Annotated in this window: 26 protein-coding genes and 1 pseudogene; 11 read left to right on the plus strand and 16 right to left on the minus strand. The window is 54.1% G+C overall.

Going from position 1 to position 24,192, the window contains the following annotated elements; translation table 11 throughout:
- From B2Z72_RS11940 to rsmG, 9 genes and pseudogenes are all read right to left on the minus strand, one after another.
- Positions 1–872 (minus strand): annotated as a pseudogene (locus tag B2Z72_RS11940) (F0F1 ATP synthase subunit alpha); the annotation flags it as partial.
- A 15-nt stretch (positions 873–887) separates the two neighbouring features.
- Positions 888–1,424: a F0F1 ATP synthase subunit delta gene (locus B2Z72_RS11945; RefSeq protein ID WP_296982240.1), complete on the minus strand. Its 537-nt coding sequence runs from the start codon at positions 1,422–1,424 to the stop codon at positions 888–890.
- A gap of 11 nt (positions 1,425–1,435) precedes the next feature.
- Positions 1,436–1,906 carry a F0F1 ATP synthase subunit B gene (locus B2Z72_RS11950; RefSeq protein ID WP_296982242.1) on the minus strand — a complete coding sequence of 157 codons (471 nt, stop codon included), beginning with the start codon at positions 1,904–1,906 and terminating at the stop codon, positions 1,436–1,438.
- A 52-nt stretch (positions 1,907–1,958) separates the two neighbouring features.
- Complete coding sequence (gene atpE / locus B2Z72_RS11955) at positions 1,959–2,186, minus strand: F0F1 ATP synthase subunit C (RefSeq protein ID WP_015488783.1); 228 nt, start codon at positions 2,184–2,186, stop codon at positions 1,959–1,961.
- A gap of 50 nt (positions 2,187–2,236) precedes the next feature.
- On the minus strand, positions 2,237–3,148 hold the full coding sequence (atpB, locus tag B2Z72_RS11960; protein WP_296982253.1) for a F0F1 ATP synthase subunit A: 912 nt from the start codon (positions 3,146–3,148) through the stop codon (positions 2,237–2,239).
- Positions 3,149–3,171: 23 nt separating this feature from the next.
- Entirely contained in the window at positions 3,172–3,552 is a 381-nt protein-coding gene (locus B2Z72_RS11965) for an ATP synthase subunit I (RefSeq protein ID WP_296982254.1), read from the minus strand.
- 220 nt (positions 3,553–3,772) lie between these two features.
- Positions 3,773–4,720 (minus strand): ParB/RepB/Spo0J family partition protein, encoded by a 948-nt coding sequence (locus tag B2Z72_RS11970; RefSeq protein WP_296982257.1) that lies wholly within the window; start codon positions 4,718–4,720, stop codon positions 3,773–3,775.
- A gap of 17 nt (positions 4,721–4,737) precedes the next feature.
- Complete coding sequence (locus tag B2Z72_RS11975; RefSeq protein WP_296982259.1) at positions 4,738–5,520, minus strand: ParA family protein; 783 nt, start codon at positions 5,518–5,520, stop codon at positions 4,738–4,740.
- Between the two features lie 21 nt (positions 5,521–5,541).
- Positions 5,542–6,183, minus strand: a complete 642-nt coding sequence (gene rsmG / locus B2Z72_RS11980; protein ID WP_296982261.1) for a 16S rRNA (guanine(527)-N(7))-methyltransferase RsmG — start codon at positions 6,181–6,183, stop codon at positions 5,542–5,544.
- Between the two features lie 241 nt (positions 6,184–6,424).
- Here rsmG and B2Z72_RS11985 point away from each other — a divergent pair, with 241 nt between their 5' ends.
- From B2Z72_RS11985 to B2Z72_RS12015, 7 genes are all read left to right on the plus strand, one after another.
- A complete protein-coding gene (locus B2Z72_RS11985; protein ID WP_296982263.1) occupies positions 6,425–7,231 on the plus strand; it encodes a DODA-type extradiol aromatic ring-opening family dioxygenase in 807 nt (268 codons plus the stop codon).
- 134 nt (positions 7,232–7,365) lie between these two features.
- The gene (locus B2Z72_RS11990; protein WP_296982265.1) at positions 7,366–8,007 is read left to right on the plus strand and encodes a cytochrome b/b6 domain-containing protein; all 642 of its coding nucleotides are present in this window, start codon (positions 7,366–7,368) and stop codon (positions 8,005–8,007) included.
- A gap of 2 nt (positions 8,008–8,009) precedes the next feature.
- On the plus strand, positions 8,010–8,408 hold the full coding sequence (locus tag B2Z72_RS11995) for a DUF1924 domain-containing protein (protein WP_296982267.1): 399 nt from the start codon (positions 8,010–8,012) through the stop codon (positions 8,406–8,408).
- A gap of 60 nt (positions 8,409–8,468) precedes the next feature.
- On the plus strand, positions 8,469–9,134 hold the full coding sequence (locus B2Z72_RS12000) for a diheme cytochrome c (protein WP_296982269.1): 666 nt from the start codon (positions 8,469–8,471) through the stop codon (positions 9,132–9,134).
- Entirely contained in the window at positions 9,127–9,438 is a 312-nt protein-coding gene (locus B2Z72_RS12005; RefSeq protein ID WP_296982271.1) for a PepSY domain-containing protein, read from the plus strand. Before B2Z72_RS12000 ends, B2Z72_RS12005 begins: the two co-directional genes overlap by 8 nt.
- Positions 9,438–10,109: a response regulator transcription factor gene (locus tag B2Z72_RS12010; protein WP_296982273.1), complete on the plus strand. Its 672-nt coding sequence runs from the start codon at positions 9,438–9,440 to the stop codon at positions 10,107–10,109. Before B2Z72_RS12005 ends, B2Z72_RS12010 begins: the two co-directional genes overlap by 1 nt.
- On the plus strand, positions 10,106–11,437 hold the full coding sequence (locus B2Z72_RS12015; RefSeq protein WP_296982275.1) for a sensor histidine kinase: 1,332 nt from the start codon (positions 10,106–10,108) through the stop codon (positions 11,435–11,437). The genes B2Z72_RS12010 and B2Z72_RS12015 overlap by 4 nt, the downstream gene beginning before the upstream one ends.
- 207 nt (positions 11,438–11,644) lie before the next feature.
- Here B2Z72_RS12015 and B2Z72_RS12020 read toward each other — a convergent pair whose 3' ends face one another.
- From B2Z72_RS12020 to B2Z72_RS12035, 4 genes are all read right to left on the minus strand, one after another.
- Positions 11,645–11,878, minus strand: a complete 234-nt coding sequence (locus B2Z72_RS12020) for a hypothetical protein (RefSeq protein ID WP_296982278.1) — start codon at positions 11,876–11,878, stop codon at positions 11,645–11,647.
- Positions 11,879–11,994: 116 nt separating this feature from the next.
- Positions 11,995–13,893, minus strand: coding sequence for a tRNA uridine-5-carboxymethylaminomethyl(34) synthesis enzyme MnmG (gene mnmG, locus B2Z72_RS12025; RefSeq protein ID WP_296982280.1), 1,899 nt, complete (start codon positions 13,891–13,893; stop codon positions 11,995–11,997).
- A 377-nt stretch (positions 13,894–14,270) separates the two neighbouring features.
- The gene (locus tag B2Z72_RS12030; RefSeq protein ID WP_297004924.1) at positions 14,271–15,176 is read right to left on the minus strand and encodes a hypothetical protein; all 906 of its coding nucleotides are present in this window, start codon (positions 15,174–15,176) and stop codon (positions 14,271–14,273) included.
- A gap of 155 nt (positions 15,177–15,331) precedes the next feature.
- Entirely contained in the window at positions 15,332–16,873 is a 1,542-nt protein-coding gene (locus B2Z72_RS12035; protein WP_296981574.1) for a diguanylate cyclase, read from the minus strand.
- Positions 16,874–17,072: 199 nt separating this feature from the next.
- On the opposite strand from B2Z72_RS12035, the gene B2Z72_RS12040 reads away from it, so the two are divergent.
- The 3 genes from B2Z72_RS12040 to B2Z72_RS12050 all read left to right on the plus strand — a co-directional run bounded on the left by B2Z72_RS12040 (position 17,073) and on the right by B2Z72_RS12050 (position 20,452).
- Complete coding sequence (locus tag B2Z72_RS12040; RefSeq protein ID WP_296981575.1) at positions 17,073–17,936, plus strand: metal-dependent hydrolase; 864 nt, start codon at positions 17,073–17,075, stop codon at positions 17,934–17,936.
- 77 nt (positions 17,937–18,013) lie between these two features.
- On the plus strand, positions 18,014–19,570 hold the full coding sequence (locus B2Z72_RS12045) for a sulfotransferase (RefSeq protein WP_296981576.1): 1,557 nt from the start codon (positions 18,014–18,016) through the stop codon (positions 19,568–19,570).
- Between the two features lie 183 nt (positions 19,571–19,753).
- Positions 19,754–20,452, plus strand: a complete 699-nt coding sequence (locus B2Z72_RS12050) for a dienelactone hydrolase family protein (protein WP_296981578.1) — start codon at positions 19,754–19,756, stop codon at positions 20,450–20,452.
- 279 nt (positions 20,453–20,731) lie between these two features.
- On the opposite strand, the gene B2Z72_RS12055 is transcribed toward B2Z72_RS12050, so the two are convergent.
- Entirely contained in the window at positions 20,732–21,364 is a 633-nt protein-coding gene (locus tag B2Z72_RS12055; RefSeq protein WP_296981579.1) for a flavin reductase family protein, read from the minus strand.
- Positions 21,365–21,410: 46 nt separating this feature from the next.
- Positions 21,411–22,175, minus strand: a complete 765-nt coding sequence (locus B2Z72_RS12060; RefSeq protein ID WP_296981581.1) for an HNH endonuclease — start codon at positions 22,173–22,175, stop codon at positions 21,411–21,413.
- A gap of 155 nt (positions 22,176–22,330) precedes the next feature.
- Between B2Z72_RS12060 and B2Z72_RS12065 the strand changes: the two genes are divergently transcribed.
- Positions 22,331–23,245 (plus strand): AraC family transcriptional regulator, encoded by a 915-nt coding sequence (locus B2Z72_RS12065; RefSeq protein ID WP_296981582.1) that lies wholly within the window; start codon positions 22,331–22,333, stop codon positions 23,243–23,245.
- Between the two features lie 159 nt (positions 23,246–23,404).
- Here the strand turns inward: B2Z72_RS12065 and B2Z72_RS12070 are convergent, their stop codons facing one another.
- Complete coding sequence (locus B2Z72_RS12070; protein WP_296981584.1) at positions 23,405–24,184, minus strand: SDR family NAD(P)-dependent oxidoreductase; 780 nt, start codon at positions 24,182–24,184, stop codon at positions 23,405–23,407.
- Between the last annotated feature and the right edge of the window lie 8 nt (positions 24,185–24,192).

Here is a 24,192-nt window from a genome sequence, read left to right on the forward strand (position 1 = left end):
ACGTCACCTGGGTATGCTTCACGGCCCGGTGGGCGTTTCAGCAGCAGGGAGATCTGACGGTATGCCCATGCCTGTTTAGTCAGGTCATCGTATACGATCAGTGCATCTTCACCGCGGTCCAGGAAGTATTCACCCATCGCACAGCCAGCGTATGGAGCCAGGTACTGCATTGCTGCAGGATCGGCTGCACCAGCGGCAACGATGATGGTGTGTTCCATTGCGCCATGCTCTTCCAGCTTACGCACTACGTTAGCAATAGAAGATTGCTTCTGACCAATGGCCACGTAGATACATTTAATGCCGGTACCTTTCTGGTTGATGATGGCATCGATAGCCATGGCAGACTTACCAGTCTGACGGTCACCAATGATCAGCTCACGCTGGCCACGGCCTACCGGTACCATGGAGTCAACTGCCTTATAACCAGTAGGCAGAGGCTGGTCTACACCCTGACGTGCAATAACGCCTGGTGCAACGCGCTCAACCGGAGCAAAGGTAGAAGTTTCGATCGGACCCTTACCATCGATTGGGTTACCCAGTGTGTCGACAACGCGACCCAGCAGAGCTTCGCCAGTCGGTACTTCCAGAATACGACCAGTACATTTGGCAGTCTGGCCTTCAGCCAGGTTTTTGTATTCACCCAGAACAACGGCACCAACGGAGTCACGCTCCAGGTTCATTGCCAGGCCATATACACCGCCTTCAAATTCAATCATTTCACCGTACATGGCGTCAGCCAGACCGTGAATACGAACGATACCGTCGGATACAGATACGACGGTGCCCTCGTTCTGGGCTTGTGAAGTCACATCGAGACTTTCGATGCGTTTTTTGATGACTTCACTGATCTCGGATGGATTCAGTTGCTGCATGCATCGTCCCTCAAACTAGGATTTCATCGCTTCGGCTAATTTAGACAGCTTACCGGTGATCGAGCCGTCGATTACCAGATCACCTGCACGGATGATGGCGCCGCCGATGAGAGACTCATCGACTTCGCTGGTCAAACGTACGTCGCAGTTCAGTTTGGCTTTCAGTGCCTGTGCCAGCTTGTCCGCCTGGTCACTGCTCAGTTCCTGTGCAGAAGTCACAACAACATCAACAGTGTTCTGCAGCTGAGCTTTCAGCTCTTCATACAGAGCGGCGATTTCAGGCAACAGCGGCAGGCGCTTGTTTTCTGCCAGAACGGCTACCAGGTTTTTGGCTGCGTCTTTCAGCTTGTCGCCACATACGTCAGTCAAAGCCTGTGCCTGCTGTTCAGCCGTCAGAGACGGGTGCACCAGTACCTTTGCCATATCGGCATCGGCAGCGAATGCCGCCAGGATCGCCAGGTCATCAGACCAGGCGTCCAGAGCATTCTTCTCTTGTGCTTCAGCAAACACCGCTTTCGCGTATGGCCGAGCGAGAGTTGTTAATTCAGCCATGGCAACCCCGCTTACAGTTCGTCAGCAAGTTTATTCAGCAGCTCAGAGTGAGCGGCCGGATCAACTGACTTACCAAGAATTTTGGCTGCACCGGCAACGGCCAGCTCAGATACCTGCTTACGCAGATCTTCTTTAGCGCGGTTCACCTCTTGCTCAACTTCAGCTTGAGCAGCGGCTACCAGACGTGCACCTTCAGAACGAGCGGCTTCTTTAGCCTCATCGATAATCTGGTTGGCACGCTTGTTAGCCTGTTCGATGATTTCAGCAGCTTTTTCTTTGCTTTCACGCAGCTGGTCAGACGCTTTTTCCTGCGCCAGTTCCAGATCACGTGCAGCGCGGTTAGCTGCATCCAGACCATCGGCAATTTTCTTTTCACGCTCTTGCATGGCGCCCAGCAGGTGAGGCCATACAAACTTCATGCAGAACCACACGAAGATTGCGAACGTGATGATCTGGCCGATCAGAGTCGCGTTAATGTTCACGCCAGAGCCCTCATGTTCATTGATTAAGGAAGTTCGTTTTTAACTTGAACCCTTAGGCAGCGAACATCAGGTACAGACCCAGACCAACACCGATCATTGGCACGGCGTCCAACAGACCAGCGATCAGGAACATTTTACCTTGCAGCATTGGACCCAGCTCAGGCTGACGAGCAGTACCTTCCAGCAGACGACCACCCAGCAGACCAAAACCGATTGCAGTACCCAGAGCACCCAGACCGATCATCAGAGCTGCAGCCAGGAATACCAGACCTTGTTCCATAATTTTCTCCAAATAGAAGTAGTTAGTTAAAGTGAGTTAAGGGTTAAAAATTAATGATCTTCGTGCGACATGCTCAGATACACGATGGTTAACATCATGAAAATGAACGCTTGCAGTGTGATCACCAGAATGTGGAAAACCGCCCAGGCCCATTGCAGAACACCACCCATAATGGCCAGCGCCGCTCCGGCAGAGAACATCAGCGCGATGAGGATGAAGATCATCTCACCGGCATACATGTTGCCGAACAGACGCAAAGCCAGAGAGATAGGCTTGGCGATCAGAGCAACGGATTCCAGAATTAAGTTAATAGGGATAAAGATGGCCTGAACGACTGGGTTCTTAGCGCTGAACGGCTGCAGAGTCAGCTCGCCAACGAAGCCGCTGATGCCTTTCACCTTGATAGAATAGAAGATCATCATGGCGAAAACAGTCAGGGACATACCCATCGTGATGTTAACGTCGGTAGAAGGCACAACTTTCATGAAGTGCAGACCCATGGCGCCGAAGATAGTTGGCAGCACGTCTACCGGGATAAGGTCCATGAAGTTCATCATGAAGACCCAGGTGAAGATGGTCATTGCCAGAGGAGCAACCAGCGGGTTATGGCCGTGGAACGCTTCCTTGGTTGTGTTGTCAATAAACTCGATGATCATTTCAGCGAAGTTCTGGAAACCAGTAGGAACCGCAGTGGTTGCCTTCTTAGCCGCACGCCAGAACAGGAACATGATCAGAGCGCCGAGGCCGAAAGACCAGCCCAGAGAATCCACGTTTACCGCGGTGAAGCCCATCTGAGCTGCTTCTTCTGAGTTGTGAGCCATGGTCCAGGTCGCAGTGGTCAGTTCGTGCTCATGCACTGTGCCATCTTCTGCAACTTCGTGACGGACGTAACCGGCAGGGAGCTTACCGTAGGTAAGATTGGTTAAATGGTGCGAGATATATTCCTGGGAATTACCAGCCATTGTTCACTCTCGTTTTCTAAGGTTTATAAATTGGCAATCTTTGCTGAAGCGATGTGCCCCAGCTGCACTGTTATGAAACCGGCAAACAGTGCAAGAACATTCAGAGGCTCAACGCGCTGGAAGATGACACCAAAACACAGCGCTGTGAGCACAAACTTCCAGGACTCACCCTGGTAAAACGACTGCACCACATGTGCAGCAGACCTTGCACCGCTGTAGCGAAATGCGCGCCAGATAAAATAGGCATTCGGCAGAGCGCAGGTCAGTCCGCCTAACAGGGCCGATTTTGCGGCCAGCGGACTATGCAGAAGCGCAATCAGCGCGACCAGCATCGTGAGTAACAGTTGAAAGATCACGATCCGGTAGACCGGAGGACGTGGTATGCCAGGCATCCAGGGCCCCATTTAATTGGTCAGTTTCTGCAACGGCCTTTTTCAGGCGGCCGTGATTATATGGGGTACCCCACATAGCTTCAACCGAAACACGAGGCAAAATGATAATAATTAGCCTAAAGGAGGTGATGCAGATCAGGCTGAAGTACATTGTAAGAAATACCACTGTAAAGACAGTGGTATTGTGGCTTTTGCGACGGTAAAGGTACGTAAAGGTACTTTTAAAACCAGCTTATTTGATGTGAGCGAGGATGCCGTCCAGTTCGTCCAGCGAGCTGTAATTGATGACCAGCTTGCCTTTGCCTTTGGCGGAATGGGCAATCGCTACTTTCGCTCCCAGACGATCCCCCAGCAGGCGCTCAAGGCGCTGAATATCCGGGCTGACTTTGGTACCCGCGGAAGGCTTCTGATCACCACCTTCCAGCAGATGACGCACCAGGGCTTCCGTCTGACGAACCGTCAGCGCACGGGTCACAACCTGTGATGCTGCCTCGCTTTGCCTGCCACCTTCAAGACCGAGCAGGGCACGGGCATGGCCCATTTCAATGTCGCCGTGTTCGAGTAATTTCTTCACGTCGTCATTGAGATTCATCAGCCGCAGCAGGTTGGCAACGGTAGCGCGGTTTTTACCCACAGCCTCAGCCACTTCCATCTGTGTCAGCTCAAATTCGTGCTGCAGACGGTAGAGCGCATTGGCTTCTTCCATCGGGTTCAGATTCTCACGCTGGATGTTTTCGATCAGCGCCATGGCGATGGCGGCTTCATCGGGTACATCCCGGATTAACGCCGGTACACGATCCAGCTGTGCCAGCTGGGAAGCACGCCAGCGGCGCTCACCGGCAATAATTTCATAACGGTTTTCACCTACAGGCAAAGGCCGCACGACGATAGGCTGCATCAGACCCTGAGATTTAATCGACGCCGCCAGCTCTTCCAGCGCTTCCGGCTGGATATCTTTACGTGGCTGGTACTGCCCCGGCTGAATCCACTCCACCGGCAGATGACGCAGTTCGCCATCAGTGAAATCACTTTGATCAGTATCGACGACGGTTACGGCAGCCTGTTCCTCAGGTATGTCCTCTGCCGGCGCATCATCCGGCAGGGTCGCTACTTCCGCTGCACGGGAGCTGGTTAACAGGGCATCCAGCCCACGTCCGAGGCCGCGTTTTTTCTTCGTCATGCGATCTGACACCTTCTTTATTTACTCTGTGCTGTCTGCCCGAGGCGACGGTTCATTTCTCCGGCCAGGGCCAGATATGCCACCGCACCGCGGGAGGATTTATCATAAGTCAGTACCGGCATGCCGTAACTCGGCGCTTCTGCCAGACGGACGTTGCGCGGAATGACGGTGCCGTAGACGCGATCGCCAAAATGGCTGATCAGCTGAGTGGAGACATCCACGGTCAGGCTGTTGCGCGGGTCGTACATGGTGCGCAGCAGGCCTTCGATTTCCAGTTTCGGATTGAGGCTGCCTTTGATCGACTCAATGGTCTGCATCAGCGCGCTGAGACCTTCCAGTGCGTAGTACTCACACTGCATCGGGATCAGCACCCCCTGGGCGGCAACCAATGCGTTGACCGTCAGCATATTCAGTGAGGGCGGACAGTCGATCAGGATATAGTCGTAATCCGGGCGCACTTCCGCCAGCGCTTCACGCAGACGGACTTCGCGGCGCGACATATCCATCAGTTCAACTTCGGCAGCGGTCAGGTCACCATTGGCCGGCAACAGGTCAAACAGACCATGCTCGGATTTGTGCACAGCCGCGGCTGTACGGCATTTGCCGGTGAGCACTTCATACATGGACAGTTCAAGATCGTGTTTATCGACCCCGCTGCCCATGGTGGCGTTACCCTGCGGATCGAGATCCACCAGCAGAACCCGGCGTTTGGTCGCCACCAGAGAGGCGGCCAGATTCACGGCTGTGGTGGTTTTGCCAACACCACCTTTCTGATTCGCGATAGCCAGAACTTTGCTCACGATGTTTCCTTTTGCCTTAACTCAGCGGGGTACCAGACGCAGCAGATGTCGCTCGCCTTCCACGCCCGGTACCTCGATGGCATGACTCGCCACCAGCTTAAATTCGTCTTCAATTGCGCGCAGTTCGTCGTCCGGATACTGACCTTTCATGGCGAGAAAACAGCCATCATCGGCGCGCAGATGGCGGCACCAGGTGGTCATATCTGCGAGCGAGGCAAACGCGCGGCTGACAATCATATCGAAAGGCTGTGGGGGATGATATGCCTCCACCCGATCGTTCACTATGGTGAGGTTCTCAAGCTGCAGCGCGGTACGCGCCTGAAACAGAAAGCGGGTTTTTTTGCCATTAGAATCGAGCAGGGTGAACTGCTTGTGCGGGTTCATAATGGCCAGCACCACACCCGGCAATCCCGGTCCTGTGCCAACATCAATAATGGTGTTGGCTTCCTGTACATAAGGATGCACCGCCAGACTGTCGAGCAGATGCAGATCAACCATGCTCTGCGGTTCGCGGATGGCGGTCAGGTTGTAGGCCTTATTCCATTTCTGAAACAGCCCGAGGTAATCCATCAATGCGTCCGCCTGAGCATCGGTGAGCTCAATCTGCATAGCGGAAGCGCCGCGCAGCAGCCGGGCCTTCAGGGCATCATTGGAATCAGTCATGGGTAGTCTTCCGGGCAATCACAGCAGGGATGTTCAAAGGCGCGGATATTACCACAAATCCGCCGGCGGGTTCGTCCTTGCTGTATTCCTGCGACTTCTTCCTGCAGCAATCCCTGCTCAGGGAAAACCCTGACAACTGCAGGTATTAATCCTTAACGTGAAAAAAACTGTTCGCCTGTGGCTAAGTTCTAAAATAACCAAAACAGTTAAACTCGTACTAATTGAATAATCCGGTGATTTTATGAAAGCTCAACCTTCTCTATATGTACCCCATGGTGGTGGCCCCTGCTTCTTTATGGACTGGCCGGGCGACCCGCACCTGTGGGACAACATGGCCAATATGCTGCGTTCGATTCCTGAGCGTGTGCCGCAGGCACCAAAAGCCATCCTGCTGATTTCCGCCCACTGGGAAGCACCGGTCTTTACCTTTGCCGGTGGTGCTCAACCGGATCTGGAATACGATTACTACGGCTTCCCACCGCACACCTATGAGCTGACCTATAAAGCAGCCGGTGCGCCTGAGCTGGCCGAAAAAGCCGCAGGCCTGCTGCGTGCAGCCGGCATCGAAGCCAATGTGGATGCCAATGCACCATGGGATCACGGTGTGTTTATTCCGTTAAAAGTGGCGTACCCGAACGAAGACGTACCGGTACTGGCGATGTCGCTGAAACAGGGTCTGGACCCTGCCGAACACGTGGCTGCCGGTAAAGCACTGCAGAGCCTGCGTGATGACAACGTGCTGATCATCGGCAGCGGCCTCAGCTACCACAACCTGCGCGCATTTTTTGCTCCGTCCCAGAGTGATATGCAGGCTTCCAAAGCGTTTGATGACTGGCTCAACGATGCTGCGGCCAAACCTCTGGATCAGCGTGCTGAAGCCCTCGACCACTGGACGACAGCACCTGCTGCCCGTCAGGTGCATCCGCGTGAAGAGCACCTGCTGCCGATGATGATTGTCGCCGGTGCCGGTGGTGATGATGCCGGTGCAGCCTTCTATAAAGACGCTGTCTTTGGCAAAGCTGTATCTGCTATTGGTTTTGGCCTCTGAGCCGGCTCACCTGTAGTGCTTCTTCAGCGCTACTGATGTGTGGAAATCCCGATCACAAGATTTCCACACATTCCTTAAGGTTGGTTTAAGGCAGCGCGTTTTATTCTGGAGTCATCTTCAGAGGAGAGTGCGCTATGAACCACACAGGCCAACCTGTTCACAGCAGTAAAACCACACCGTCTTCAACCGCGGATGAATCCCGCACCGTGCGTGTCTGGGATCCGCTGGTGCGTATCTTTCACTGGTCGCTGGTGCTGTTCTTCTTTTCCGCCTACCTCAGCGAAGACGTATCCGACACGCTGCACGTGTGGTCCGGTTACGCCGTTACCCTGCTGATCATCTTCCGTCTGGCCTGGGGCATCATCGGCACACGCCATGCCCGCTTTACAGATTTTGTCCGCTCACCACGTAATGTGCTGCAGTATCTGAAGGATATTCCCGCAGGCCGCGCCAAACGCTATCTCGGCCATAATCCGGCCGGTGGTGCCATGATCATCGCTCTGCTGGTATTTATTGCCGGTACCGTGATCTTCGGTATGGCAACGCTGGGCGCAGACGAAAACGCCGGACCACTGGCTGGCAGCTGGCTGGCGACGTTTAACGAACACACGCTGAAAGAAATCCACGAGTTCTTCGCCAACGGCACCCTGATGCTGGCGCTCCTGCACGTTGCCGGAGTGCTGTTCAGCAGCGTCCATCACCGTGAAAACCTGGTGCGTTCAATGATTCACGGCCGCAAAGAAACGCGCAGTGATGACGCACAGGCGGGGGAATAAAGATGAAGCGACGTCCCATATTTCTGTTTGCTATGAGCCTGCTGGCCGCTGCTTTAACGGTTAATCAGGTACAGGCTGCTGACAGTGCTGAAAGCCAGTTGCAAGCACTGCAACAGCAGGGCGCCGGGCCCTTTGATGCCCAGGCCGGTCAGGAGTTATGGCAGCAACAGGTCAACGGCCGCAGCTGCAGCCAGTGTCATAACGCAGACCCGGACCAGCCAGGTACCCACCAGCGTACCGGCAAAGCGATTCCGCCGATGTCAGTGCGCGCTAATCCGAAGCGCTTTACTGACGCCGCCAATACCGAAAAGTGGTTCCGCCGCAACTGTCGCTGGACACTGGGCCGGGAATGTTCTGCTCAGGAAAAAGGCGATGTTATCCGCTGGCTGAGCCAGCCCTGAACAATCAGCAGCCATCGGTAACCGATGGCTATTGCCAGAAGTGTACTGTGGAGGTGCGCTATGTCTGAACAAACCCCGGCCACATCAGAACAAACCCCAGCAACTGCGGAACAAACCCCTGCCGCAGCGGGCCAACGCAGCAAGGTCATTAATGTTCTGCGCTACGGCGCCGGCTCTCTGCTGCTTGGCGGCGCTCTCGTTCTCGGCCTCTATGGCGTCGGCGGTGGCATCCATACCTCACTGGCTGACAGTGATCATAAAGATGATGACCACAGCTATCGTCAGTACGAGGATTACCGCAATGCGTCAGCTGCACCACAGAATGCCTTGTATGCCGCAGAGTGCAGCAGCTGCCATATAGCCTATCCGGCAAAATTCCTGCCTGCCCGCAGCTGGCAGGCTTTGATGTCCGGCCTGGACGATCACTTCGGAGAAGATGCCAGCCTCACGCCAGCGCAACAGAGCGGGATTCTGAACTACCTCACCAGTGCCGCCGGTGATGACTATAAATTCAGCCGGCGTCTTGATGATCAGGAGACTCCCCTGCGCATCACAGAACTGCCATACTTTCTGCGTAAGCACGACGAAGTACCGCAGAGGATGGTACAGGACAATCCGCAGGTGCGGTCTTTCAGCCAATGCGACAGCTGCCACCGTCAGGCAGCCAAAGGCAGGTTCAATGAACACGAAGTGGATATTCCCGGTTTTGGCCGCTGGGATGATTAACGTCGCCAGTGCCAGCGATCATGATCACGACAGCGACAACTACGGCAGCCACAGCCATCGCCACGCTTACCCGGCGCAGGCACAGATCCGCCAGTGGGTGGAGCAGGGTGAGATTCTGTCGCTGGAGACGATTCTGCAGCGCCACAACCTGCCCGGTGAATTGCTGGACGTAGAAGTGGAATGGGAAGACGACGTGCTGGTGTACGAACTCAAATGGATCGATGACTACCGTCAGCGCCACAAAACCTGGATTAATGCCAGCAGTGGCGAGCTGCTGGGTGACAAGGTAAAAGATCACGACTGATGAAACTGCTGTTAATAGAAGACGATCAGGAACTCACCGCCGCGCTGCAGCCGGTGCTGCGCGACGCCGGCTATGCTCTGGAGCTGGCCGATAACGGCATCGACGGCGAATTTCTCGGCAACGAATTACGCCCGGATCTGATCATTCTTGATCTCGGCCTGCCGGGTAAAAACGGCCTCGATGTGCTGCGCAGCTGGCGCAGCTCGGGTAACCGCACGCCGGTGTTAGTACTCACTGCGCGGGATGCCTGGCATGAACGGGTGGACGGCCTGAAGGCCGGTGCTGACGATTATCTCGGCAAACCTTTCCACACCGCAGAGCTGCTGGCGCGGCTGGAAGCCATTGGCCGCCGTCACAGCGGCAACGCCAGCAATGAACTGAGCTGGCGCGGCGTACGGCTCGATACTGAACGCCAGCAGGCGCATACCGCTGACGGAGGCACCATTGATCTCACCGGCATCGAATTCCGCCTGCTGCGCTATCTGCTGCAACACCCCAACGACGTGCATTCCAAAACCCGTCTGAGTGAGCACGTTTACGAGGAAGATCTGCAGCGCGACAGTAACGTTATGGAGGTGTACATCAACCGCCTGCGCCAGTACTTCGGCAAAGACTTTATTCAGACCCGTCGCGGCCAGGGCTACCAACTGCGGCCGGAGAACAGCCAATGATTTCCGTTCAGCAGCAGCTCCATCGCCAATGGCTGCTGACGTTGCTGGTTATCCTGCTGCCGCTGCTGTTGCTGGCGGATTTCGGCGTGCGCGAGATGACCAGCCATTACATTCTCGACCGCCTCGACCAGGATGCCGAAAGCCTGATCTCCGCCATGAACGAAGACGATCAGGGCGTCTGGCACATTGATTACGACCGCCTCGGCAGCCTGTATCAGCGCGTCTACTCCGGCCATTATTTTGCCATTCACGCCGACGGCATCGACCTGCACAGCCGCTCGCTGTGGGATCACCCGGCCCCGGATATTCATCTGGGTGAGGGCGAAGCCCGTCACTGGCAGCAGCCCGGTGTCGACCGCGGCAATCATCAGGAAGCCTGGCTCAGCTATGCCCAGGGCATACGCATCAATGATCACACCTTCACCGTCTGGGTGGCCGAAGACATCTCGCCGCTGAAGAGCCTGCTGCAACAATACCGCATCATCGCCCTGGCCCTGCTGAGCGGCGCCATGCTGGCACTGCTGCTGTTGCAGCGCCGCCAGCTGCGCTCAGCGTTCAGCCGTCTGCAACCACTGCAACAGCAGCTGCGTGAACTCAGATTTGGCGAGCGCAACAGCCTCAACTCCGGCGTTGACGATCTGCCCCAGGAAGTACAGCCGCTGGCGGAAGAAATCGACCGCCTGCTGATTCTGCTGCAGGAACGGGTCAGCCGCTCGCGTAATGCGCTGGGGAATCTCGCCCATGAAATGAAGCGCCCACTGCAGCAGCTGCAGTTAATGGCAGAGCAGCTCAGTCCGCAACAGCAACAGCAGCAGCGCGATATCCTGCAGCGCCTGCAGACCCTGATTCAGCGTGAACTGAAACGTGCGCGCATCGTCGGCCTGTCATCGCCCGGTCGCCAGACCCGCCTCGATGAAGAACTGCCGCCGCTGATTCAGATTCTGCGGCAGCTCTATCCACAGACGCAGATTTACAGCGATTATCCGCCGGGCGAAGTAATGCCACAGGATCGTGACGACATGCTGGAGTTACTCGGTAATCTGCTGGATAACGCCTGCAAATACGCCGCCGGCGATATTCATCTGAGCATTGCGCGCAAAGACAATGGCTGGCAGCTGGAGGTCAGCGATAACGGCCCGGGCATTGATGGGTGTCATCAGAAACGTCTGCTGCAACGCGGCGAGCGTTTGGATGAACAGGGCCCGGATGGCAGCGGACTGGGTCTCGCCATCGCGCAGGACATCGTGAAAAGTTACGGCGGAGAAATGCAGTTGAATAACCGCGAGCCACGAGGGCTCAGAGTAACCGTGTTCCTTCCACAGCTCTGATTATCTTCGCCGTAGTGGACATATGAGTTGTGCCAGAGCGCTGGGGGGGCTGAGCAGAAACATATATCTTGTAACAGGATATGCCGCTAACCCATTAATTTTTATAAATATAATTAAATAATAAAAATGTCATTTATATGCGGCATAACTCCAATACAGCCACTTTCCGCTCCCGGCCCCAAAGCGTTAATTAAATCCGGATAATCATCAACAGCCGCGGGTAACAACGAATTCATCTTCGCTGATATTGCGCTGCTCGAAATTCAGATGATATTGCACCTGATGCAGAATATCTTTTTGCGTCCGGCGCTCAGCGAGCCGGCTCAATATCTGAGTGAAAAGAATATCCTCGAGATACCCTTTATTTACTCTATTGTCATCAATGGCAGCCTGATCCAGCTGCTGCAGTAAGCTGTCGATGACCTGTTGTTCTCCGCTCATATCACACCTCCATTGCTGAAAAGTCAGTGTGGCAGTCAATACAAAAACGGGCCTGATGTACATCAAGCCCGCTGGGTGTCAGATGTGCCCTTATTCAGGACGAAGCAACACTGCCATCACGCCGTCATACGGCTGACCATGTTTTTCTTCTTCAGATGAATCAGAATCTGGCTGATCGCCGCAGGGGTCACACCGGAAATACGTGATGCCACACCGAGGGTTTCCGGCTTTAGTGTATTCAGCTTCTGCTTAACTTCATTAGACAGGCCGCCCATGGCTTCGTAGTCGATGTCGTCCGGCAGTTTGGTGTTTTCATAGCGGCGCAGCTGTTCGATTTCTTCCAGCTGACGGGCGATATAACCATCGTACTTGGCCTGAATCTCAACCTGTTCTGCCACCTGCTGGTTTTCCACCGGCTCACCTTTCAGGCCAGCCACGTCGGCGTATTCCAGGCCCGGGCGTTTGAGCAGATCGTGCAGGCTGTATTCGCGCACGAATTTGGTTTCACCTTTGGCTTCCAGTGTGGTGGCTTCAGCAGAACCCGGCTGAATCCAGGTGCTCTTCAGGCGCTGAGCTTCCAGCTCAATGCCTTCTTTCTTCGCTGAGAAAGCGGCCCAACGTTCGTCATCGACCAGACCCAGTTCGCGACCGACTTCGGTCAGACGCAGGTCGGCGTTGTCTTCACGCAGCACCAGGCGATATTCCGCACGGGAGGTGAACATGCGGTACGGTTCTTTGGTCCCCAGCGTGATCAGGTCGTCGACCAGTACACCGATGTAGGACTGATCGCGGCGTGGCACCCAGGCGTCTTTTTCCTGTGCGCGCAGCGCGGCGTTTACCCCGGCCAGCAGACCCTGAGCACCGGCCTCTTCGTAGCCAGTAGTGCCGTTGATCTGACCGGCAAAGAACAGGTTATTCACAAAGCGGGTTTCGAGGCTGTGCTTCAGATCCTGCGGGTTAAAGAAATCGTATTCGATGGCGTAGCCCGGGCGGGTAATGTGCGCATTCTCAAAACCACGGATGCTCTGGATGTACTGAATCTGCACATCAAACGGCATGGAAGTGGAGATACCGTTCGGGTACAGCTCGTTGCTGTTCAGACCTTCCGGTTCAACAAATACCTGATGGCTGGTCTTGTCGGCGAAGCGCATGATTTTGTCTTCGATCGACGGGCAGTAACGCGGACCAATACCTTCAATCACACCGGCGTACATAGGCGAGCGGTCCAGGTTCTGACGGATGATGTCATGGGTACGCTCGTTGGTGTGGGTGATGTAGCAGTTCACCTGTTGTGGGTGCTCACTTACATTGCCCATAAAAGACATCACCGGCAGCGGTGTATCGCCTGGCTGCACCTGCATCACCGAGAAATCGACACTGCGCGCGTCGATACGCGCAGGCGTTCCGGTTTTTAAGCGGCCGACGTTAAACGGCATTTCGCGCAAACGCTGAGCCAGAGCCACAGACGGCGGATCACCGGCACGGCCACCGGAGTGGTTCTCCATACCAATGTGAATACGGCCACCAAGGAAGGTACCGGCAGTCAGTACCACAGTGGTGGCATGAATACGCACATTGGTGTTGGTCACCACGCCGCACACGGTCGAGCCAACGCCATCGCCCTGCACGATCAGATCGTCACAGGCGGCCTGGAAGATATCCAGATTCGGCTGGTTTTCCACAATCTGGCGGATGGCTGCACGATAAAGCTGACGGTCAGCCTGAGCGCGGGTAGCACGTACCGCCGGACCTTTGCGGCTGTTGAGGATACGGAACTGGATGCCGCCTTTATCGGTGGCACGCGCCATGGCACCGCCGAGGGCATCGATTTCTTTCACCAGATGGCTTTTACCGATACCACCGATGGCCGGGTTGCACGACATCACGCCCACGGTATCCGTGTTATGCGTCAGCAACAGGGTCTTACAGCCGGTACGCGCCGCAGCCAATGCCGCTTCTGTACCTGCATGACCACCACCGACAACAATGACGTCGTACCGCACCGGATAATCCACAACTCACCTCAGAATATGTATGCACACCAGCGGAGAATGCCGCCGGTCAGAAAAGGTCGCGAAGTATACCAGTGTTACCGGTCAAGTGGCAGGGGTTCAGAGGCGTAAGTGGGTATTTTTTGACCAATCAGGTTATCCACTTTATCCACAACATGCTTATGCGTGTTGAAGAAACTTATTAACTTTTGTGGTAATTCCTTAAAATCCTTTTAATTTCATATAGTTAATTAGTGGATAAAGCTGTGTATCGCTGGGGATTATTTTAATCAACAGGATAAATAACAGGGTTATTCAACCGCAGGGAACAGCTTTTGTGCTACTTTATCAAAAGCTGCTCACAGGGTTATGCACAGGTATGTTTTAGCGAAAAGTGCGTTTTAGACCGCGGTTTCCGTTCCGGTATCAGTTCCCGTGTCGGTTCCTGTATCCGTGCCAGTACCGGTATCCGTTCCTGTGTCTGTACCCGTATCGGTTCCGCTACCCGCCGATACCGGCGGCGTAAAGGTCATAAACAGTAACTGACTGCCTTTGCGCAGATAGAACTCCAGCTCGCCGGCCAGATTGAATCCGGCGTAACCGTTCACCGAATCCTCGTTGAAGTCCGGGCAGTCGCTGCGCTGGCGCATGTTGACGTTGTAGAGGTTGTAATCCGGGTCTTCGGTGGTAATAAAGCCACTGAATTTGCAGCCGCTTTCGTCAGTAGCAACACCGGTAAAGGTTGTGCCCTGAGAGGATGAAGAGATCACCATCTCATAGCCGGTGGCGGTCCATTTGCCGGTGCCGGTGAGTTTCGACAGCGGCGCGTTATCGGTCCAGGTATCTTCCCGGGTCATCTCGATATTGCCGGACGCCGTGCCATCAATGCTGAAACTGCCGAACAGGGAATCATTGGTCGCTGCGATGGAAGCCTGCTGCACGTCCAGATCGACTTCCGCCTCCGAGCCATTGGCGATGAACATCTCTGCATCAGCCTCGGAATCGGTGCTCAGTGCATAACTGGTCAGCGCAGCAATGGCGGTTTCATCGTCCGGATTCAGCACCAGTGTGCCGTAGTAGCCGTTGTTTTCGTCCAGACCATACAGATTGCCGTTGTAAATCAGCACCCGCATATTGGCTTCACTGGTGGCACCGGCATTCAGCACGCCATCCCAGAAACCATTCAGCGCTGCCGTCACATCGTTAACGTCTTCGCCCTGCTCATTGGTGACCGACTTGTCTTCTTCAGCCAGACACCCCGTCAGCAGCAGGGCAGAAATAAGTGAAAGTGTTGATAAAAGCCGCACCGGCTATGCTCCTCAGAAATAATCACTGTTATAAGCATAGCAATCGGCAGCAATCGTGCTGGCTTGAGGATCTTCCGCGGAAAGATCACGGTTCAGTGACACGTAATATGGAACAAACTGAGCTGTGCAGAGCAGAGCAGAAGAAATGGCAGGAATCAGTCGTTGGCAGGGAACGCCGAACACACACGGTTACGGCCTGCGCTTTTTGCTTCGTAGAGTTTTGCATCGGCGCGGGCAATAGCATCGGAATGACTGCCGTCTTTGCCGCAGGCGGCAGAAATGCCCATGCTCAGAGTCATGGACACATCGTCATTGAGCGGGGTTAATTCGACCAGACGACGAACCCCATCGGCCAGCTGATGCGCAGCTTCCAGATCGTCGGTGTGGATAATAATCAGAAATTCTTCCCCACCATAGCGGGCCACCAGATCACTGCTGCGCAGGTTCTGGCGCAGCAGGCGGGCAACGTGCATCAGCGCCTTATCGCCCAGCGCATGCCCCCAGGTGTCGTTCACGCTTTTGAAATGATCAATGTCTGCCAGCATCACCACGTAAGGATTGTGGCCGCGTTTAAGGCGGGCAAATTCGGTAGCGATGTATTCATCGGCGGCCATACGGTTTGCCAGCCCGGTCAGCGAATCCTTGCGCGCCAGCGACTGCAGCTCAAGATTCAGCTCCACCAGTTCCGATGTGCGCTGCTCGACCAGACTCTCCAGCCGGCTGTTGGTCTGCTCCAGCTCGTGGCGCGTCATCTGTAATTCCAGCTCAGCCAGCTTGCGTTTGGTCACATCCCGCATGCTGCCAATAAAGCGATAGGGCTCGCCCTGTTCATCACGCTCGGTGACCTGAATGCGGTTGCGTACCCAGGCTTCGCCGCCATCTTCGCGCAGCAGGCGGTGCTGGAATGAGGTGCGGCCCTGTTGCGGCAGAATTTCAAACACCTCACGGTTAAAGCTGGCGCGGTCGTCCGGATGCACCAGACTTTCAAACTCCTCTCGGCTGAACACGGTCTGCGGGGTACTCAGACCGAGAATATTGACGATCTCTTCATTGCCGAAGACGATATTCAGCGTCTCGTTGTCGCTTTCCCACATAGCTTCACCGGACGCCATCATGGCCTGCAGGAAACGCCGCTCTTTGGCCTGCAGCTCCTGATGGGCGTTCTTCAGCTCCGTGATTTCATGGGTCACCATAAACACCATGGGTTTCTTATCTGCACCCAGTGTGATCGGCACTTTATTGCTCCGGAACCAGCGGGGCTTATAACTGAACGGATCGATGACCTGCTCATCCAGCACCTCTGCCTGACCGCTGATCAGCGGCCGTGACAGGGTTTCGTGATAGAACTCTGCCAGCTTCTCATCCTTGATAAAGTCGTGTTCACGCTTGCCGATCATGTCGTCGATGCTGACGCCAAAGAAGTCGGCAAAGCGGCTGTTGGCAAATACAAACCGGCCATCGGTGTCTTTCACCACAAACGCCGACGGCGCCTGATTGATCATCATCTGCAGCAGCTGCATATTGCCGGATACCTGATTCCAGCCGTACTGCGCTTCTTCGCGCGACGACGCACGGGGTCCGCGGCCGTGGCAGGCACAGCATTCCGCCCACCAGAAGCCGTCCCCGTTATTGATAACAAGGCTGTTGCTCTGACAGAAAGGGCAGATCGTAGTAACGTGATTATCAATATTTGCCATATAACCGCGGCGGTTGAGACTGTTTCTCTCAGTCTAGACGCTCATGTTTTATACGCCCCGATTCTTGTCAGTAATTGATCTGATCACAGAATTCAGTGGTGGACATTTTGTCCGGTACGCACCTTTCCCCCTTGTCGGAATCGTTCCAGCATGCCCGCTCAGAATAATAAGACGTCAGCCCGACTGACCGGAGATACTTATGGCAAAGCAGCTAACACCACGCCTGCAGCGCGCCCTGGACATCAGCTCAGAGATGACCATCCCCGGGCGCAAGATGACCTTCGCTTTCCGCCTTGATTACATCCCCCGCTACTGGAACGACAACGACGCCTTCAAATCCACCTTTATGAATGCGCTGTCGTGCCTGTTTCCGGAAGGCGAGCGCATGTTTATGGAGGCTGTGCGCGCCCATCAGCACCGCATTCATGACGGCCAGCTGAATGAACAGATCAAAGGCTTTATCAAACAGGAAGCCATCCACGGTAACGAACACGCGCTGTACAACGACTATCTGAAAAAATGGGGCTACCCCATTGATAAAATCAACCGCTTTGAAAAGCGCGAAAAAGTCTGGCTGAAGAAGTGGATACCCGCCGCTCACCGGCTGGCAATTACCTGCGCGCTGGAACACTTCACCGCCATTATGGCTAATCAGGTGCTGACCGACCCCAGAGCCACCGAAGGCATGCACCCGCAATTTAAAGAGCTGTGGCGCTGGCACGCCATTGAAGAAACCGAGCACAAAGCCGTGGCTTACGATGTTTACCAGCAGGCCGTCGGCAGTTACTGGCTGCGGGTGCTGACCATGATTCAGGTGACCATCATGTTCTGCCTGCGCACCAGCATTTATCAGGCGGTTTTTCTGTGGAAAGACGGTCAGTTGTTCAACCCGAAAACCTGGTGGCAGGGGATCAGATTTTATTTCCTGCGCCCGGGTCTGGTACGCCGCATCCTGCCCGAATATCTCGACTATTTCCGCCGCGACTTTCACCCCTGGATGCACGACAACCGCGAACTGCTGCAACACTGGTTAACGGAAGGGCAAAACTACAAAGCCCTGTAATTGCCATCTCTGTAACCTGATGATCGTCTCCGCTTCAGGCATAATGCCTGCAAAGAATTTTCAGGAGACGACATCCGGTGGCACGCGGTAAAAATCCCAAGGCGAACGCCAAAGCCAATAACAAAGCGGCACTGAAACCCGTAACCCTGTCATTGCCTGGTCAGGGCCTGCGTACCGTTATGGCCGGTGAAGCCGTGCAGATGATGAAGCAGCAACGTCAGGCCGGACAGATTCCGCTGGCTGCGGCCATCGCCCAACAGATCAGCCAGCAGGTGCCGGCACTGGATGAACCCTGGCTGCTGTTGTTCGGCCTGCTGCATAACAATGGCAATTTCCCGGCTCTGGCCCAGGAAGCGGAGCGTTGCCTGACGCAGAAACCGAAATTTATTCCCGCGCTGATCAGCCGCGCCGCAGCATTGCGGATGCAGCAGCAACATGGCGAAGCGCTGACGCTGATAGAAAAAGCGCTGAAGCTGGAACCCGGCAACGCCGAAATTCTCAACCATCTGGGCATCACCCTGAAAGAAATGGGGCGCATTGACGACGCTCTCAAAGCCTTTAACCGCTGCGCTGCGCTGGCCCCTGATAACGTCAATGTTATCTGGAACCGTGCCGACATGGCCGGACAATTACCGGCGGCCGAATATGAGCGCTGCTGCAAGCTGGCAGAAAACCCGAAACTGCCGCCCAATCAGCGCGCGATGGCATTTTATGCCGTAGCCCACAGCGATGAAGCCGCAGGCAATTATGACCAACAGTTTGACCATATTCAGCGCGGCGCAGAGATTAAACGCGCCATCGTAAAATACGATCACGCGGCTGAAATTGCGCAGATTAACCGCGTTGCCGATTTTTACCCGCAGGCATTTTTTGCCACGACGGAAAGGCCCGGAAACGAACGTGCACAGGATTCGGCACAGCCCATTTTTATCTGTGGTTTACCGCGCTCCGGTACCACTCTGACGGAGCAGATTCTTTCCAGTCATCCACTGGTTATTGCCGGTGATGAACTCAATGATCTGCCCATTGAAACGTCGAAAATATTGCGTAAAAAAGGCATTAAAAAAGACTTCCCCGACTGGGCACCGGATTTCAGCGAAGACGATTTTCAGGCCATTGCCGACGGCTATATGAATGCCACCAAAGCGCTGCAGCAGGGCGGATTTTTTACCGATAAAAACCTGCAGAATTACAAAGCCGTTGGTCTGATCCGCAAGGCTTTCCCACAGGCAAAAATCATCATCTGCCGCCGCGACCCGATGGACAATCTGTGGGGCTGCTACCGCCAGTATTTTACCGACGGGATGGACTTTACCTACGACCTCAATGAACTGGCCGATATCTGGCTGGCCAGCGACCGTCTGATCCGCCACTGGCAGGACGTGATCAGCGACCTGCATATTCTTGAATACGAACAGCTCACCCGCGAACCGCAACAGACCATCCGTGGACTGCTGGATTACTGCGGACTGGAATGGGACGACGCCTGCCTCAATTTCCACACCAACAAGCGCTCGGTGCGAACCCTGTCCGCCACTCAGGTACGCAAGCCGATGACCACCGCCCGCGTTGCCCAGTGGAAGCGTTATGAGAAACAACTGAGCGGCCTGCAGGAGAAGCTCGGACTGGCGTAATCACACAGTCTGTTTGTGGATCAGTCTTTCTCAGCCAACAGAGAAACTTTTAGCCGCATCCGGACTCGATTTTTTATAACCTGCATGACATTAAATCCGGCCGGAAGCCCTCGCCAAACGCATGGAAATCCGGCACACGTAACATCTACCCGATAAGTACAACCGGTACTCAAGGAGCGCAGCATGACGACTCAATGGATCAACATCAGTAAAGACGGCGACAAAGAATTTAATGGCTACCTGGCTCTGCCACCAACAGGCAAAGGCCCGGGCCTGATCCTGCTGCAGGAAATCTGGGGCGTAAACGACCATATCAAAGCCGTAGCAGACCAATACGCCAAATCCGGTTTTGTGGTGCTGGCACCCGACGTTTTCTGGCGTGCAGAACATCAGGTATCCCTGAACTACGACGAAGCCGGTACAGAGAAAGCCTTCCAGCTGATGACCGACCTCGACAAAGATCAGGCCGTTACCGATCTGGTAAAAGCCGTAGATAAACTGAAATCCCTGCCAGAAGTAATCGGCAAAACCGGCATCATGGGTTACTGCATGGGCGGCATGCTGTCGTTCCGCACTGCAGCGGCCACCGATCTCGACGCAGCCGTCTGCTATTACGGTGGTGGCATCGCCAACTACATCGACGAAGCAGCTAACGTACACAACCCGATCATGTTCCACCACGGTCTGCAGGATCAGCTGATCCCGGAAGAAGCCCGTGAAAGCATCCGCAAGCACTTCGTGGTTCGCAAAGACGCCGTACTGTACGACTACGAAGCTGACCACGGCTTTAACTGCTGGGGCCGTCCAATGTACGATCAGGGATCCGCTGCCATTGCACAGGGCCGTACACTGAGATTCTTAGGTCAGTACCTGAGCGAGTAATCCGCTCCGACGGGTAATAAACCAGAACCACCACGTTTAATAACCTGATGGTTCTGCCCACAAAAAAGCACTGCAACAGCAGTGCTTTTTTTATTTCACTCCGGACGGTTTATTCAAAAAAGAGCGGATTATTCAGAGCTTGGCGGTTTATTCAAAAAATGGCGGTTTATTCAGAGCAGGGCAGCTTATTCAAAGCGAGCTGTGTATTTCAGAATCGTTTTTAGCCCGGGCAAAACCGCTGATTTTCCCGAGCATTTTTAAACGCCCCAAAGATCGCAATCAGATTTTACGTTCAAAGCCCTGGCGGTACATCAGAAACTCATTATCACTGCTGATACCGAAATAACTCGCCGGGCCGCCTGCGCGCAGAATTGGCTCTGCTGCCACCGTCTGATAAATGCCGTCTTTCAGAAAAGCTTTCTGAATATGCACACCAACCACTTCACCCAGAATCATCCAGTTTGGCATATCGTCACCAGCCGCCGTCTTTAACTGAAACATCTGCGTCAGCTTACATTCAAACGCCACCGGGGTTTCCGCCACGTAAGGCACACTGATGATCTCCGACTGCGCAGGGGTCAGACCCGCCAGCTCGAACTCATCCACCTCAGGCGCCACAGACGCACAGGTCGCATTCATCTGCTCAGCCAACGGCCGGGTCGCCAGATTCCAGCAGAACTCACCGGTATCCTGAATATTCTGCACACTGTCCTTCCAGCCCGCACTGCCAAAGGCTATCACCGGCGGCGTATCAGCAAAGGCATTAAAGAAACTGTACGGCGCCAGATTCAGCACACCGTTTTTATCCTTCGATGAAATCCAGCCAATCGGACGCGGACCAATGATGCTCTTGAACGGATCGTGGGGCAGGCCGTGGCCGAGGTTTGGTTGGTAGAAGTAGGTGTCAGACATGGATTTCTCCTAACATAAATTCAGATGGCGTTACTTTCTATTTCTACTAACCGCGAAATATTCTTTCTCTGTGGTATTTTAGAAACTTAAAATCAGGTGAAAAATCATTTTTAATATTTAATTCTTTCCCTTCATATTTGTGAAAATTTTCTATAACGAACTCGCATGTATTTTCTTTAATTTCCGACGACAATATCACTTCACCATTATCAGAAATTGTCAGCATTCCTTGATCAAAGGCACGATCATGAATACTCGATAAACATAGTCCATTTTTAGGATTCATCCTTTGAGCTTCGTCGTCTCGCCAAGGCTTAATGTGACTTGCTACCAACATACTTTTAATATTTAGCCCTGTTATACAGCAACTAGAACCATAAGCATCCAGAATCATTCTCCGAAATACGCCTTGCCCAATTCGTGCCTTAGTGAATACAACTTTATCCCGACCTATTAACTGTTTAGAAACATCTTCAAAAATAGGCTCATCTTCTAGTTCAAATCGAGTGATCAAAATTTCGTATGTTTTGTTGAATTCTGCGGGATTTTCAAGATGCCATTGCCATATTTCTCGATCCTTTTGGGCAATGTTTTTTAGACCAACTCGTCCATTTTTAGTGATCTCTGGATCCAAGCTTGCAAAATTACATAGCTTCATTGATAACGAAGACGCCGTCCTGCCCATAACCTTAGACAAGGCGATAATTTCTGGAGTCTTCTTATCCAATCGACCGAACGGGAGAATGTGATAAAGGTTCAAAGCAAGTACTTGCTCTTCATGAGTCCAGTTTTTAGGCTTCGCCTTCATCATTGCTAAACCTTACGATTGAAAAGTCCGTTAACAATAACAGGTTTATAAACTAGCCCCAAACACGTCAAATCAATTGCCCAATCCTCCAATGAAACACTCTTTCCTGCCAACCCTACAGAAAATCAGGCTATAGTAGCCCTAACTGAGGAGGGCCTATGACTGTGACGAGTATCCGACAAGCAGACACGCAGATGCAGGAATCGCTGGCGGCGATGATTGATCGCCATACCCAGGGGAAGACTGACTGCGAGAGTGGTATTCCAGGATTAACCTTTTTCCGCCGTGAAGCGCCGGCAGCACCGGCCACCTGTATGGTTGAGACCAACCTGATTCTGGTGGTGCAGGGCTCCAAGCAGATGTGGGTTGGTGGGCACGGTTACCCCTATGATTCCAAGAACTTTCTGATTACGTCGGTGGATATCCCGGCGAATTCCGAGGTGGTTGAAGCCTCAGCAGAAGCGCCTTGTCTGGGCCTCTGTCTTAAGCTGGATCTGTCGCTGATCAGTGAGCTGATTACTCAGTGCAAACTGGATACTGCACATAAGCGCGGGCCTGAGCACGGCATCGGCATTGGTACCGTGACCGAGTGCATCAGCCAGCCATTTGAGCGTCTGGTAGCCCTGCTGGATGAACCGGGTGCTTCCGCGGTGCTGGCGCCGTTGATTATCCGTGAAATTCATTACCGTCTGCTGACCAGTGATCAGGCTCCGCGCCTGCTGCACGCCGCGTCGATCGGCAGTCAGGCACAGCGTATTGCCCGCGCCATCGACTGGCTCAAGCTGAATTACAAAGAGGCTCTGGCGGTGGATGATCTTGCTGGTCATGTGCAGATGAGTTCGTCGTCTTTCTATCAGCATTTCCGCCAGCTGACTGGTATGAGCCCACTGCAGTATCAGAAGTGGCTGCGCCTTAACGAAGCGCGCCGGCTGATGCTGACGGATGATCTGGATGCCGCAGAATCGGCCTTTAAAGTAGGTTACGACAGCCCGTCTCAGTTCAGCCGTGAATACCGCCGTCTGTTTGGTCTGCCGCCGAAGCGTGATATCGACAGCTTGCGCAATACTGCCTGATTGACAGTTTTATTACAGAATCAGGCAAGCCTTATTTATTAGCCGGAATGGGTCACCCTTCCGGCTTTTTCATTTCTGCGCAGTTCATTTCTGCGTTGTTCATTTTGCCTGTTCATTTGTGCTTTTCATTTCCGCACAACTTATTTCTGTTCTGCCGGTTCAGAGAATATCCGCCAGTTCGGCGCAGTAGTTGAAGAGCTTCTGCTGCAGCGCTTCATTGTGGACGTCGCCATGGGGTTGCTGTAAACGGCGATGATGAAAGTAGCCGCCACTGCGCAGCGCCAGCGGATCGTCGGACGTTGCCAGCCAGGCCTGAGTTTCGCAGCCCAGAGTCAGGTCGTCCGGTGCTGACGCGCCGCCCATACGGGTCGGCACCCAGCCGGGATCAACCGCGTTGCAGATAATCTCCGGGCAGCAGCGGGAGAATGCCATGGTCAGCAGGGTGAGGTAGAACTTGCTTTCGGAGTAGGCGATGGCGCTGTTCCACGACACGCCGTTTAACGGCCGCTGCTGCCAGTGGGGGTCGCTCAGATCGTGCTGACCAGCACCATGCATATTGGAACTGAGAAAGATCAGGCGTCCGGGGCGGTTAATCAGAATCGACAGTATGTAAGGGGCCAGGACGTTAACGGCAAAGTTCTCGCTCAGACCGTCGGCGGTAAGCCGGGCTTGTGTGCCAGTGTTATAAACACCGGCATTGTGGATAACTGCATCAAAGTGGCCAAAGTCATTGGCCTGGCGGGCGAGGTCTTTGCTTTCAGAAATTAAGCTGAGATCGCCGCTCAGTACGGCTGCTGCCTGTGGCAGTTCTGCTTGAATCTGCTCTGCACGCCCGTGATTACGGGCATGGAGTACCACCTGATGGCCATCAGCCAGCAGCAATTCAGCCGTGCGTTTACCCAAACCGGTGGTTGAGCCGGTAATCAGAATAGTCGCCATACGCCCCC

The organism is Thalassolituus sp. UBA6592, assembly GCF_002433655.1.
Taxonomy (GTDB): Bacteria; Pseudomonadota; Gammaproteobacteria; order Pseudomonadales; family Oceanobacteraceae; genus Venatoribacter.

Bases quoted from the DNA above. Each gene is read 5' to 3' on its own strand.
- B2Z72_RS11945 (WP_296982240.1), bottom strand. From the start codon at position 1,424: ATGGCTGAATTAACAACTCTCGCTCGGCCATACGCGAAAGCGGTGTTT.
- atpE (WP_015488783.1), bottom strand. From the start codon at position 2,186: ATGGAACAAGGTCTGGTATTCCTGGCTGCAGCTCTGATGATCGGTCTG.
- atpB (WP_296982253.1), bottom strand. From the start codon at position 3,148: ATGGCTGGTAATTCCCAGGAATATATCTCGCACCATTTAACCAATCTT.
- B2Z72_RS11965 (WP_296982254.1), bottom strand. From the start codon at position 3,552: ATGGGGCCCTGGATGCCTGGCATACCACGTCCTCCGGTCTACCGGATC.
- B2Z72_RS11970 (WP_296982257.1), bottom strand. From the start codon at position 4,720: ATGACGAAGAAAAAACGCGGCCTCGGACGTGGGCTGGATGCCCTGTTA.
- rsmG (WP_296982261.1), bottom strand. From the start codon at position 6,183: ATGACTGATTCCAATGATGCCCTGAAGGCCCGGCTGCTGCGCGGCGCT.
- B2Z72_RS11985 (WP_296982263.1), top strand. From the start codon at position 6,425: ATGAAAGCTCAACCTTCTCTATATGTACCCCATGGTGGTGGCCCCTGC.
- B2Z72_RS11990 (WP_296982265.1), top strand. From the start codon at position 7,366: ATGAACCACACAGGCCAACCTGTTCACAGCAGTAAAACCACACCGTCT.
- B2Z72_RS11995 (WP_296982267.1), top strand. From the start codon at position 8,010: ATGAAGCGACGTCCCATATTTCTGTTTGCTATGAGCCTGCTGGCCGCT.
- B2Z72_RS12000 (WP_296982269.1), top strand. From the start codon at position 8,469: ATGTCTGAACAAACCCCGGCCACATCAGAACAAACCCCAGCAACTGCG.
- B2Z72_RS12005 (WP_296982271.1), top strand. From the start codon at position 9,127: ATGATTAACGTCGCCAGTGCCAGCGATCATGATCACGACAGCGACAAC.
- B2Z72_RS12010 (WP_296982273.1), top strand. From the start codon at position 9,438: ATGAAACTGCTGTTAATAGAAGACGATCAGGAACTCACCGCCGCGCTG.
- B2Z72_RS12015 (WP_296982275.1), top strand. From the start codon at position 10,106: ATGATTTCCGTTCAGCAGCAGCTCCATCGCCAATGGCTGCTGACGTTG.
- B2Z72_RS12020 (WP_296982278.1), bottom strand. From the start codon at position 11,878: ATGAGCGGAGAACAACAGGTCATCGACAGCTTACTGCAGCAGCTGGAT.
- B2Z72_RS12035 (WP_296981574.1), bottom strand. From the start codon at position 16,873: ATGGCAAATATTGATAATCACGTTACTACGATCTGCCCTTTCTGTCAG.
- B2Z72_RS12040 (WP_296981575.1), top strand. From the start codon at position 17,073: ATGGCAAAGCAGCTAACACCACGCCTGCAGCGCGCCCTGGACATCAGC.
- B2Z72_RS12050 (WP_296981578.1), top strand. From the start codon at position 19,754: ATGACGACTCAATGGATCAACATCAGTAAAGACGGCGACAAAGAATTT.
- B2Z72_RS12055 (WP_296981579.1), bottom strand. From the start codon at position 21,364: ATGTCTGACACCTACTTCTACCAACCAAACCTCGGCCACGGCCTGCCC.
- B2Z72_RS12060 (WP_296981581.1), bottom strand. From the start codon at position 22,175: ATGATGAAGGCGAAGCCTAAAAACTGGACTCATGAAGAGCAAGTACTT.
- B2Z72_RS12065 (WP_296981582.1), top strand. From the start codon at position 22,331: ATGACTGTGACGAGTATCCGACAAGCAGACACGCAGATGCAGGAATCG.
- B2Z72_RS12070 (WP_296981584.1), bottom strand. From the start codon at position 24,184: ATGGCGACTATTCTGATTACCGGCTCAACCACCGGTTTGGGTAAACGC.